The following is a 12856-nucleotide window of genomic DNA, read 5'->3' as shown; positions in this document are numbered from 1 at the left end:
AAAAACAGTATGAAAATGAAAAATACACTTAAATATTTTGTAGGGTTGCTCCTCTCCGGAGCTGCCCTGCTCACCAGCTGCGACAACGAGAGCGGTATTACTCCGGGTGAAATCACTGATTTGACAGCCGAAAGTACTCCGGGCTGCATTATATTGCGCTGGAACACTCCAGAAGAGTCTAATATCCGTTATATTGAGGTGAAGTATTACGATCCATTGTTGAAAAAGGATGTGATGCGTACCGCAAGCGTCTATGCAAACAGCATCGAAATCCCGGATACTCGCGCCAAATACGGGGAGTATAACTTTACGGTGCAGAGTGTCAGCGCCACGGGCGACAGAAGTGCCTTACAGAGCATTTCAAAGGTTTCAGAGCCGGCAGAGCCGACTTACGTCAGCACACAAATTGCGTTGACTGCCGCTGATTTATCTACAAACGCGCAGGAACCCAGCGAAGGTCCTATCGCCAATTTGCTGGATGGAAATACAGGTACATTCTTCCATACGGCATGGAGTGTAGAGATTCCGGGACCGCACTGGTTGCAAGTAAACTTGAAGAAAGAAATTACGGAAGCTTATAGATTTGAATACGCGCCGCGTAATGCCAACAACAGACCTACAGATTTTGATTTGATGGGTAGCATGGATGGCAACGAGTGGTTCTTGATAAAGAACTTCACCAAAGAGGCTGACGGCATTGCCGGTGACGGGACCTATGCTTCGGAAGTGTTTGATGTGGAACAACCGTTTAAACAGATACGTATTGTAGTCAACGAAACTAATTCAAAGAGCGTGTTCTGGACTATGTCCATATTCAAGTTCTATTCGGTTACTGTTGAAGACCCGGAAGCACCGGATACGAATGAATAGACACAATCTTCACCTTCAATTTAAATCTTAAAATCATTGGGAGGGGAAGAGGGCTTACAAGGAGCCTTCTTCCCCTTTTTGCCGGATTTGCACTGATTTATTATCCCTTTTTACTAGATTTGCAAACACCAATTATCAAGACAATATGAAACGTATCAAACAAATGTTGACAGGTGCAAGTTTATTCCTACTTTGCAGTTGTGGTGCCCAAATTCAGAAAGAGATTCAAACAACGAAGTCTAATGTAGATGAAAGCAAAGCAAGTGCGGTGATTGAAACCATTATGTCACGCCGCAGCATCCGCCAGTACAAACCACAAGCCGTGAACCGCGACACCATGCAGATTATCCTGGATTGCGGTATCAATGCACCCAACGGACAGAACAAGCAATCGTGGGAAGTGCGTGTAGTGGATAACCCGGATTTCATCAACGGCATTACGGAAATCTACAAGAAGGAAAATCCCAAAGCCGCCGAAGACCCGAAATTCAAGAACATGTTCCGCAATGCTTCTACAGTGGTATTTATTGCCAATGACCTGGCATATGACCTTTCGCAAATTGATTGCGGACTGATGGGTGAGAATATGATTCTATCAGCTTGGTCCATGGGAATCGGTTCTTGCTGCTTGGGCGGTCCTACGCGCTTCATGACCTCTACTCCGGCTGCTGCCGAATATTTGAAGAGACTGGATATTCCGGAAGGATACCAGCTGCTTTACTGCATTGCTTTCGGCTATCCGGATGAGGCGCCTGCCGCCAAATCCCGCAATGCGGCAAAAGTAAAATTCATAGATTGATTCCCGTTTGAATGACAACAAAAAAGGAGTGCCTTACCTTTCGGCAGGGCACTCCTATCGTATTATAGCAACTAAAAAATTTTCTATTTATCAGTTCTTGTTGGCACGCTTACGTTCAATCTCATCCAGAATAACCTTACGCATACGCATGGACTTGGGAGTAACCTCTACATACTCATCCTCCTTGATATATTCCAAAGCCTCTTCAAGAGAGAACTGTACGGGAGGAATCAGACGTGCCTTGTCGTCCGAACCACTAGCACGCATATTGGTAAGCTTCTTGGACTTCGTAACATTAATCACCAAATCGTTGTCATGAGAGTGCTCGCCCACTACCTGCCCTGCATAAACCTCTTCCTGCGGGAAGATGAAGAACTTACCGCGATCCTGCAATTTGTCAATGGCATAGGCAAAAGCCGTACCGGACTCCATGGCAATCATAGAACCGTTGGTACGCCGTTCAATCTCACCCTTATAGGGCTGGTATTCCTTAAAACGGTGCGCCATGATGGCTTCTCCGGCAGAAGCAGTCAGCACGTTGGTACGCAGACCGATGATACCGCGTGACGGCATGTCGAACTCAAGGTTTACACGTTCGCCGGTACTTTCCATCTTCACCATTTCACCCTTACGGCGGGTCACCATGTCAATCATCTTGCTGGCATATTCTTCAGGAACATTGATGGTCAACTCTTCGATAGGTTCGCACTTCACGCCGTCAATCTCCTTGAAGATTACCTGCGGCTGCCCTACCTGCAACTCATATCCCTCACGACGCATAGTCTCAATCAATACGGAAAGATGAAGCACGCCACGGCCGGAAACAATCCACTTGCCGTCTTCCTCGCTCTTGCGCACGCGAAGGGCAAGATTCTTGTCCAGCTCCTTCATCAAACGGTCGTGGATGTGGCGGGAAGTAACAAACTTGCCTTCCTTGCCGAAGAACGGGGAGTCATTGATGGTGAAGAGCATGCTCATCGTAGGCTCGTCAATGGCAATGGGCGGCAACGCTTCCGGATTTTCAAAATCGCAGATTGTATCTCCAATTTCGAATCCTTCGATACCTACCAACGCACAGATGTCACCGGAAGATACTTCCCGCACCTTTACACGGCCCATACCTTCGAACGTATGCAGTTCCTTGATTTTTGATTTCACGATACTCCCATCACGTTTTGCCAAAGACACGTTCATACCTTCCTTCAGTGTGCCACGATGCACGCGGCCCACAGCAATACGCCCAGTATACGAAGAATAATCCAGCGAAGTAACCAGCATTTGCGGTGTACCCTCCAACTGTTCGGGAGCAGGAATATTCTCTAAGATACAGTCCAGAAGCGGACAAATGTTATCAGTGGGCTGCTGCCAGTCGGTACTCATCCAGTTGTTCTTGGCCGAACCGTAGACAACGGGAAAATCTAATTGTTCTTCGGTAGCCTCCAGACTGAACATCAAGTCGAACACCATCTCGTACACTTCTTCGGGACGACAATTGGGCTTATCCACCTTGTTCACAACAACAATAGGCTTCAAGCCAATTTGCAGGGCTTTCTGCAATACAAACCGTGTCTGCGGCATAGGACCTTCGAAAGCATCCACAAGCAGGATGCATCCATCCGCCATATTCAATACACGTTCCACTTCACCTCCGAAGTCACTGTGTCCCGGAGTATCAATAATGTTAATCTTGGTGTCCTTGTAGTTGATAGAAACGTTCTTGGAAAGAATCGTTATACCTCGTTCACGCTCCAGGTCATTATTATCCAGCATTAATTCACCTGTGCTCTGATTGCTGCGGAAAAGGTTTCCGGCCAAAAGCATCTTGTCAACGAGCGTCGTTTTCCCATGGTCTACATGGGCAATAATTGCAATGTTTCTAATATTTTGCATATAATACCTATTATTTTCAGGCGGCAAAGTTAGTGATTTTGGATTAGATATGCAGTATAGATATGATTTTTTTGCTGAATATCATTGTGATATAAAAGTTTATCCCTATCTTTGCAGCCCCGAAAGGGAATAATTTATAATAACTTTTAATTAAACATTATGTATTTAGACGCTGCTAAAAAGCAAGAAATCTTCGGCAAATACGGAAAGTCTAACACTGATACTGGCTCAGCTGAGGCTCAGATAGCTTTGTTTTCCTACCGTATTGCTCATCTGACTGAGCACCTTAAGCTCAACAGAAAGGATTATAGTACAGAAAGAGCTTTGACTATGTTGGTAGGTAAACGCCGTGCATTGCTGACTTACCTGAAGGACCGCGACATCACCAGATATCGTGCTATCGTCAAAGAACTCGGCTTACGTAAGTAATCTACTTGCGCCAAAACCATTGAAAGAGCGGGAAGTCCCCTTTGGGAAGTTTCCCGCTCTTCTTATTCATTCCATGCTGATTGCACAACGAGCACTTTCAATATCTCTTTCGGATTCTCAAAGTCGACTTTCTCACGCTCCATGAACGCTTTCATCTCCTGCTGCCTCCCTTTAGGGAAAAGTGCCAACAAGGTTTTCGCGTTCCTGAATTTCTTCCATTTGCCTTCTACACATATATAATAAGTGTTCTCCGTTGCCATCTTATAGACAGAAAGGTCCAGGTCCTGTTCGCCGTTGACACGCTGGTAGCGCGCGTTGACATCAATCGCCTGCACGCTTCCTTGGGTGACGGTTCCCATGGCTCCCTTTTTCCCTACACTTTTCGGAAGTATCTTCCAGTCGACAAAAAGAGTGGCGTTACGGTCGGTCAGCACTTCCAGGAAATGTCCTCCAAACGGAATGAAACGATGCTTGTCCACGGCTATCGTGTCGATGTCATCCAGATTCTCTACGACCATGTCCGTCGTTCCGTTCAGGAAATGCATCTCCTTGTTGATGCAATCGTAGTTAAACTTGCCCTTGGCAAACTGCCGGTTCCTCAACAGGACTTTCCCGGCGGTGAATTCTTTGAAGTAATAGCCTGTGGACTGCTGGGCATTGGCAAGCATAACGCTTCCCCATACCACCAGCAAGTCAATGCAAAGTGCTCTTGTTTTCATTGTCATATATAAAAGTATACCTTTTCAGACACATTTAGGTGTGTCGAAATGAAGAAAGACTAACATAATGATAGAACTCAGGCACGAATTTCACGGATTACACGGATTTTTTTCTTTTGCCAATCCGTGTATCCCGTGTAATCCGTGCCTAATCAAAAGGAAACAGAAAGTTTGTTCTGATACCCCCTTCCTTTTCCTATTCTATCTCAATCTTACTTGATAGCCCACCAAAGCGGAACCATCATGTTGTTCTCTCCACCGAGGAGCTGCAACGCGTGGTTGTATTCGGTCACGTCCGCATTTTCCAAAGAGGTCGGGTAGCGCATACGCTGAGTGAACATACCCCATGTCTGACCGTTCTTGCAAGACTGGGTAACGGGGTCGTAAGTCTTTGCGTTGTCCATATCCGAACCGGTCAATACGGTTTCTGCACCAGGCACTTCAAAGAACGGCAGCCCCAAACGACGGCGATCGTTCCACATTTCAACCACACCGTAAGGAGTGTTGGCGATATACTTCTGCGTGATAATCTTCGACAGGGCATCGTTCAGCTTGTGACCCTTGTACAGAGCCTTGGAAGCATCGGGATAGTGATACATTTTCTTGCCGGCGGTCTTGGTATAGCCGTCCACATAGTCAGCCTCGAAGTCAACGGGTTCTGCGGTGTGGTCAAAACTTGCCGATGTACCTACACGATTGTATACTTCCGAAGCCAAGTATGCGCTTGCATAACGCTCCAGTCCGTGATAAGCGAAACTGGAGGTAACGCCTGCCTCGTAAGCCGTCTTGGCATCCGTACCGGCACTCCATCCGCGAACGGCAGCTTCAGCCAGCAGGAAGTGAGTCTCCCACGGACCGAACCAGATACGTGCCTTCGAGTTGTTGCGATACTTCTCGCTCAGGAAAGAGCAAGTGTTCCAACTATTGACCACCACTTCGTTGAACTTGAATGTCGGACTCCAAGCGGTTCTTACACCGGAAAGCGCACCATTGAAGGTCAATGTAGCGTTTATTTTTCCCCAAGTATAAGTTTCTCCGTCTGTATCCAGCATACCACGCTCTTTATAACTTGAATTACCCTCTTCTGCCACCGTCTGCTTGGCCTCGTCACTGTAAGTGTTTGCCGTTGCATCGTTCGGCAGGTTGTAGAGCACGAAGGCGCGGGGGTCAACCGATTCGGGCACACCATCCAGCCATTGGTAGTTCATCGGGTTATCCGTATTTTCAGGATAGTGGTTCTTGAATTCCAGACCGATGTAGTTCATGGGCTTCACGTAAGGAGTGATGTCGGCCGTACTTTCGGTGATGGCATTGTAACTCTCCGCCGTCTTGATGCCGCCGATACCGGTGAGGATGTTGACCATGGATTGAGAGATGACATTGTCATCCCACGGACGGTTGTAAACACCTTCCCAGTCGCTCCATCCACCATATTCCTGGAAACCGAACAAATCAGCGTTGTCTGTCAGCAACGCGCTGCGAGCAGCGTCTTCAAACTCGCTCTTGGCTTTTGCCGCATCCACCTCGGAGAGACGCATGGCGTAGCGCAGACGGAGGGAATTCGCCAGTTTCTGCCATTTCGTCGGGTTCAGTTTGAAAGCCGCGTCCTGTTTGGACTCCTTTTCGCTAATATCAATATCCATCACCAATTTGGATTGTGCGTCCTTCAGTTCGGAAAGCATGAAGTCGTATACTTCCTGTACGCTGTTGAACGTGGGGTTCACACCTTGGAAAGCGTTCAGCGGGTAAGGGCCGAAGCAATCGGTGAAGTCCGCAATGACCATACAACGCCAGATGCGGGCAATCTGCCGTATATTGTTGTTATATTTCTTCTCACGCTCGTTGTAGTTTCCGGCAGCCTCGTTTTCGTCCACAAGCTTGATGGCATTGGTGGCTGCACTGATGGAGTTGGACGAGAAGCTGTAAAGGCAGCCGTTGTACTCGTCGCTGTAGCGGGCGGCGCATCCGAAGGTATTTTCACCGATGACGCGGGCAATAGAAGCCCAATTGTAAACAAATACACGTTCGTTGTCGTTCGGGTTCTGCTGTGCTTTCTGGAAAGAGGTGGCAAGCAGGTAGTCCGGGCGCATGCTTTCCGCACCGGCAGCGGAAGGGCTCAGATTGATTTCGTCGAAGTCGTCACAAGCAACCAACCCGACAGTCATGGTTCCCAACAGGAACCCATAGAGATATTTATTTATCTTTTTCATTGTAATTCTGATATTATAGGATTAGAAACCAAGGGTTACATTAAACAAGTATGTCCGTGAAGTGGGAGAAGACATATTCTCGAAACCGGTAGCATTGGTGCTTGTTGCAAAGACTGATTCGGGGTCAACACCGTTCAGGTGACTCTTAATCATCCATACGTTGTTGCAGGAAACACCCAGCTTCATTTGCTGGAACGGAGTCTTGGAAAGCATCTTCTTGGGGAAAGCGTAGCTCAAGGAGAGGTTACGCAAACGAATGTTGGAGGCATCGTAAAGGTTTGCCTCGCCGATACCCAGGTTACCTGTTGAGCCGGTAACGGCTGCCCAGTACTGTTGCGGAGTCACCTCAACATCGCTCACTTTGTATCCGCCGTTTCCGTCGGCAATCACGCCGTCAACCACGAATTTCTCACGCTTGCCGCCCACCACGGTACAAGCTGCCGTACCATTGGATTGCAGGGCACGGTTGGTACCGGAGAAAATCTTACCGCCGAAACGGGCATCAACCAATGCGCTCAGCGTGAATCCTTTGTAAGTGAAAGTGTTGGTCCAACCTACCAGGCAAGTAGCCTGCTGGTCACCCAGTTTCGTCATCTGTGAATTGCCTTGGGGCAGACCGCTGGAATTCAGCAACAGTTTGCCGTAGTGAGGGCTGCTCTTATCGGTCACACGCGTGAACGTAGTACCCCAGATTTCACCGTAGTTACCGCCAGCCTTGGCAATGATTTTCAGATTGTCATAACCGCCCAGACGATATTCCTCGATGCCTTTCTCCAGTTCGATAATCTTGTTCTTATTCTGCGAGAAGTTCACCTGCGTATCCCACGTAAAGTCTCTGGTCTGCACCGGAGTGGCATTCAGCATGATTTCGATACCTGTGTTTTGGATGTCACCGGCATTGATTTTATACTGGCTGTAACCGGAAAGTGAGTTCATCGGCATGTTCAGCAACTGGCGACGTGCGTTCGACTTATACCAAGCGAAGTCGAAGCCCAAACGGTTGTTGAAGAAACGTACTTCCAAACCTGCTTCCCAAGAAGAAATCAGCTCGCTGCGTACCCTGTCGTTGTACAAGGTGCCGCCTGTATTGCCTGTAACACCGCCAGTGAAACCATCGGAACCGATGGAGTAAGTGTTATACAACTGATAGGGGTCCATGTCGTTACCAACCTGTGCGAAAGAGACGCGCGTCTTGGCATACGTGAACCAGGAAGGCATTTCGTGTCCCGTCTTGTTCACCATATCGCTGATGACCCACGATGCACTGATTGAAGGATAGAAGAAGGAACGGTTTTCCTTGCTCAACGTGGAAGACCAGTCGTTACGGAACGTACCGTCCAAGAACACCCAACCGTCGTAATTTACGCCAAACGTACCATACAAGGAGTTAATCTTGCGATGAGAGAGGGTCTGCGAAATGTCACGTTTGGAAGACTCGGAGTTGGTAATCCAGAAGAGGTCGGGAACAATGAGTTCGCTTGCCGAGGTACTGATACCCGTCGAACGACGCTGCATCAAGTTACCACCGAAGGTAACCACGCCACCGAACTTGCCAAGCACCTGGTCTTTCTGTGCAGTAATCAAGAAGCTGTAGTTGTTTTCATAGAACTTCTGTTCGCCCACGCTGTAACGGCCTGTTTCAGAATCCGGTCCGCCGGAAGTCAGCTTGGTTTCGGTTTCTGTGTAGTACATATCGCTGCCGAAACGAATTTCAGCGTTCAACCAATCTGTGAACTGATATTTCATCGAGTAGTTCATCAAGAAACGGTTACGGCTATCCTCGTTAGTACTGTGATCCTTGGACCAGTAGGGGTTACGGCTGTTACCTTTTGCCCACCAGTACATGCTGCCGTCCGTCGGATCCACAGCCTGCTTGAAGCGGGTAATGTCCATCGTGAGCGGGAAGGAGTACATGGCATAGAAATAGTTGTTTGCATTCTGACCGGAGATGGGACGGTTCTTGGCGTAAGAGTTGATGTACTGCACTTTACCGTCAATGCTCCAACGGTCGTCCTTACCAAAGGTAGAGGCAATGCGGGTAGTCACATTGGTACGCTTGTAGTCTGCACCCGGAATCTTGGAGAAGTCATCCAGTCTGGTAAAAGAGGTATAGACGGAAGTCTTGTTGTACTGCTGCGAGAAAGCGACGTTCTCCGTGGCGTTGACGCCTGTCTTGAAAAAGTTTCCCACGTTGTCGTAGTACTTGAAAGGAACAGACTTTCCTTCCCAGTCCTCCACCATCTTGCCGTCGATGACCGGTCCCCAGTTACTACCGCTTTGCGCGTTATAAATGCCATCGGAACCTTGACCGAAGAGCATCTGGCGGTCGGGCTTCATGAATACGTCCTCGATGGAGATAGAGCTGGAGATGGTGATACCCAGACCCGGGTTCTGCGAACCTTTCTTGGTAGTAATCAAGATGACGCCATTACCGGCACGCGAACCGTAGAGGGCGGCGGCAGATGCACCTTTCAATACTGACATGGATTCGATGTCCTCGGCATTGATATCCGAAAGGCCGTTACCCATATCGGTAGATGGGTTCCAAAAGTCATTGTTGTCGGCGCCGGTGAAGTTATCCAGTGGCGTTCCATCGACCACAATCAACGGCTGGTTGGTACCCGTCACAGAGTTGGCACCACGCAACTGGATTTTAGAAGAACCGGCAGGACCGTTACTTGAACGGATAATCTGCACACCGGACACCTTACCACTCAAGGCGTTCGCCAAATTGGTTTCGCGGGCAGCCACCAAAGCGTCACCCTTCACTTCCTGCATGGCGTAACCCAACGCTTTCTTCTCGCGCTTGATGCCGAGGGCGGTTACCACCACTTCCTGCAACGTCTGAGAGTCGTCCTCCATGCTCACTTTGATGGGTTTGCCGTCCCAAGCCACTTCTATGGTCTTGTAACCCACGAAAGAGATTTGGATGATGTCGCCCTTCTTCACGTTGTTCAAAGTGAAATCACCATTGAGACCGGTAATGGTACCGTTGGTAGTACCTTTCACCACGACGGACGCACCGATGACGGTTTCGCCTGTGGAGTCTGTTACGACACCCGTACACGTAGCACTCTGTTGTGTGATTCGCACATCGTCAGTTCCCGTATTGGAAACTGCGTAAGCTGCTCCGGTGGAAAGCCCCATGAGGAACAGCATCATACTGACTGATTTTAGCAGTTTTAACATTTTCAATGTCGTATGTTTCCTTAATAGAAACCTATTTGAACTTTTATCTGCACGACTCCATATTAGAAAACGCGCATCTTTTAGCTTCTCCTTCCGTCTTTTAATATCTTCGAACGCCATTTTTTCTCATTAGACAGATGTCTAACGAATTAAACTCTTCGTTTCGCAACATAACTGTGCACAACCAGATGAATAAATTGCCTGACTATACATTTATTATATATAAGTGTCCTGCAAATACCTAAGCCGCACCTCCTCCATATCTTATACCTTTTTCAAACGCAGCCAGCGTAAAAGTCTGTTTTAAATGAGCTGCGGCCACAAAACAAACTTTTTTTTCCAAGAATGTTGCAACAAGCCAAAGATTCTCTTATTTTTGCAATTTAACAATTATAAATCATAACCTTAGAGATTGATTACCATTATGGACACCAGCAAAATTGTAGGAGAAAAGATTAAATCGCTCCGCGAAAGCCAATCTATCAGCATGGAAGAACTGTCACAACGTTCGGGACTTGCCATCGAACAGATAGAACGTATAGAAAACAACATTGACCTCCCGTCACTGGCTCCTCTCATCAAGATAGCGCGCGTGCTGGGGGTGCGTTTGGGAACTTTTCTTGACGACCAAGATGAGAACAGTCCCGTGGTCTGCCGTAAGAACGAGTCGCATAACAGCATCAGTTTCTCCAACAATGCTATCCACAGCCGCAAGCATATGGAGTATCATTCACTCTCCAAATCCAAAGCCGACCGCCATATGGAGCCGTTTATTATTGATGTGGCCGCTACGGACGACAATGACTTTGTACTCTCCTCACACGAAGGCGAAGAATTCATCATGGTGATGGAAGGAACCATGGAAATCAGTTACGGCAAAAACACCTATCTGCTCGAAGAAGGCGACAGCATCTATTACGATTCCATTGTTCCGCACCACGTACACGCTTACGAAGGACAGGCAGCCAAGATACTTGCAGTAGTTTATACACCAATTTAAATTAATGGAAAGTTCCGCATCATGTTATACGAACGCACCCTCGGCCAATGGTTGGAACATTGGGCCGCGACAACACCAGACAAAGAATATATCGTTTACTCCGACCGCAACCTGCGTTTCACCTGGAGCCAGTTCAACCGCCGGGTGGACGACATGGCCAAAGGACTGATTGCCATCGGCGTGGAACGGGGAACACACGTAGGCATCTGGGCAGCCAACGTACCCGACTGGCTGACTCTGTTATACGCTTGCGCCAAGATTGGTGCTGTCTACGTAACGGTGAACACCAACTACAAACAGTCTGAACTGGAATATCTCTGCCAGAACTCCGACATGCATACCCTCTGCATCGTCAATGGCGAAAAGGACAGTGACTTTGTGCAGATGACTTATACCATGCTTCCGGAACTGAAAACCTGCCAGCGCGGACACCTGAAAAGCGAACGTTTCCCTTATATGAAAAACGTCATCTATGTGGGCCAAGAAAAGCACCGGGGCATGTACAATACCACCGAAATACTCCTCTTGGGCGACAATATAGAAGACAGACGCCTGAATGAGCTCAAGAGTCAGGTGACCTGCCACGATGTAGTGAACATGCAATACACGTCCGGCACTACAGGATTTCCGAAAGGTGTCATGCTTACCCACTACAACATTGCCAACAATGGCTTTCTTACCGGTGAACACATGAAGTTTACCGCCGATGACAAACTCTGCGTCTGTGTACCATTGTTCCATTGCTTCGGTGTGGTACTTGCCACCATGAACTGCCTGACACACGGCTGCACGGAAGTAATGGTGGAACGCTTCAACCCGCTGGTAGTGCTCGCTTCCATTCACAAGGAACGCTGCACGGCGCTTTACGGCGTACCCACCATGTTCATTGCCGAACTGAACCATCCGATGTTCGATATGTTCGACATGTCCAGCCTCCGTACGGGCATCATGGCAGGTTCCCTCTGCCCGGTAGAGCTGATGAAGCAGGTGGAAGAGAAAATGTACATGAAGGTAACCAGCGTTTACGGGCTGACCGAAGCTGCTCCCGGAATGACGGCCACCCGGATAGACGACCCGTTCGACGTACGTTGCAACACCGTAGGGCACGACTTTGAGCATACGGAAGTAAAAGTCATCGACCCCGAAACCGGAGAAGAATGTCCTATAGGCGTACAAGGTGAAATGTGCAACCGCGGCTACAACACCATGAAGGGGTACTACAAAAACCCGGAAGCTACAGCCGAAGTCATTGACAAGAACGGCTTCCTGCACTCAGGAGACCTTGGAGTAAAGGACGAGGACGGCAATTACCGCATCACAGGGCGCATCAAGGACATGATTATCCGCGGTGGTGAGAATATTTATCCGCGCGAAATAGAAGAGTTCCTCTATCAACTGGAAGGCGTAAAAGATGTGCAAGTAGCCGGTATTCCGTCTAAAAAGTACGGTGAAGCCGTAGGCGCTTTCATCATCCTGCACGAAGGAGTGGATATGCACGAATCGGATGTACGAGACTTCTGCATCGGCAAAATATCACGCTACAAGATACCCAAGTATATCTTCTTCATCGAAGAATTCCCCATGACGGGAAGTGGCAAGATACAGAAATTCAAGTTGAAAGACCTGGGATTACAACTTTGCAAGAAGCAGGGGATTGAGATTGTGTGATAATAAGGGAGATTCAGTAGATAGTATAAAATTAGCCAACTAATTCATACACAAAATGTTGCGAATTAGTTGGCTTTTTTGT

At 48.1% G+C, this 12856-nt stretch carries 9 protein-coding genes; 5 read left to right on the top strand and 4 right to left on the bottom strand.

Annotated features, from left to right (window positions below; genetic code table 11):
* Nucleotides 1-15: 15 nt before the first annotated feature.
* Nucleotides 16-870: a discoidin domain-containing protein gene (locus M1B78_RS10550; protein ID WP_176468360.1), complete on the top strand. Its 855-nt coding sequence runs from the start codon at nucleotides 16-18 to the stop codon at nucleotides 868-870.
* A 145-nt stretch (nucleotides 871-1015) separates the two neighbouring features.
* Nucleotides 1016-1669, top strand: a complete 654-nt coding sequence (locus M1B78_RS10545; RefSeq protein WP_257940645.1) for a nitroreductase family protein — start codon at nucleotides 1016-1018, stop codon at nucleotides 1667-1669.
* Between the two features lie 90 nt (nucleotides 1670-1759).
* Here M1B78_RS10545 and typA read toward each other — a convergent pair whose 3' ends face one another.
* Nucleotides 1760-3559 carry a translational GTPase TypA gene (gene typA, locus M1B78_RS10540; protein WP_257940644.1) on the bottom strand — a complete coding sequence of 600 codons (1800 nt, stop codon included), beginning with the start codon at nucleotides 3557-3559 and terminating at the stop codon, nucleotides 1760-1762.
* A gap of 159 nt (nucleotides 3560-3718) precedes the next feature.
* On the opposite strand from typA, the gene rpsO reads away from it, so the two are divergent.
* The gene (gene rpsO / locus M1B78_RS10535) at nucleotides 3719-3988 is read left to right on the top strand and encodes a 30S ribosomal protein S15 (RefSeq protein WP_016272369.1); all 270 of its coding nucleotides are present in this window, start codon (nucleotides 3719-3721) and stop codon (nucleotides 3986-3988) included.
* Between the two features lie 62 nt (nucleotides 3989-4050).
* On the opposite strand, the gene M1B78_RS10530 is transcribed toward rpsO, so the two are convergent.
* The 3 genes from M1B78_RS10530 to M1B78_RS10520 all read right to left on the bottom strand — a co-directional run bounded on the left by M1B78_RS10530 (nucleotide 4051) and on the right by M1B78_RS10520 (nucleotide 10106).
* A complete protein-coding gene (locus tag M1B78_RS10530; protein ID WP_136010030.1) occupies nucleotides 4051-4707 on the bottom strand; it encodes a hypothetical protein in 657 nt (218 codons plus the stop codon).
* Nucleotides 4708-4919: 212 nt separating this feature from the next.
* A complete protein-coding gene (locus M1B78_RS10525) occupies nucleotides 4920-6917 on the bottom strand; it encodes a SusD/RagB family nutrient-binding outer membrane lipoprotein (RefSeq protein ID WP_257940643.1) in 1998 nt (665 codons plus the stop codon).
* 21 nt (nucleotides 6918-6938) lie between these two features.
* Nucleotides 6939-10106 carry a SusC/RagA family TonB-linked outer membrane protein gene (locus M1B78_RS10520; protein ID WP_257930415.1) on the bottom strand — a complete coding sequence of 1056 codons (3168 nt, stop codon included), beginning with the start codon at nucleotides 10104-10106 and terminating at the stop codon, nucleotides 6939-6941.
* Nucleotides 10107-10530: 424 nt separating this feature from the next.
* On the opposite strand from M1B78_RS10520, the gene M1B78_RS10515 reads away from it, so the two are divergent.
* Nucleotides 10531-11106: a helix-turn-helix domain-containing protein gene (locus M1B78_RS10515; protein WP_257940642.1), complete on the top strand. Its 576-nt coding sequence runs from the start codon at nucleotides 10531-10533 to the stop codon at nucleotides 11104-11106.
* Nucleotides 11107-11127: 21 nt separating this feature from the next.
* Nucleotides 11128-12774, top strand: coding sequence for an AMP-binding protein (locus M1B78_RS10510; RefSeq protein WP_257940641.1), 1647 nt, complete (start codon nucleotides 11128-11130; stop codon nucleotides 12772-12774).
* Nucleotides 12775-12856: the final 82 nt, after the last annotated feature.

Origin of the sequence: Bacteroides muris (ex Fokt et al. 2023) (assembly GCF_024704895.1) — a bacterium.
Classification (GTDB): Bacteria; Bacteroidota; Bacteroidia; order Bacteroidales; family Bacteroidaceae; genus Bacteroides; species Bacteroides muris.
This window is presented reverse-complemented; position numbering and strand designations above follow the sequence as displayed.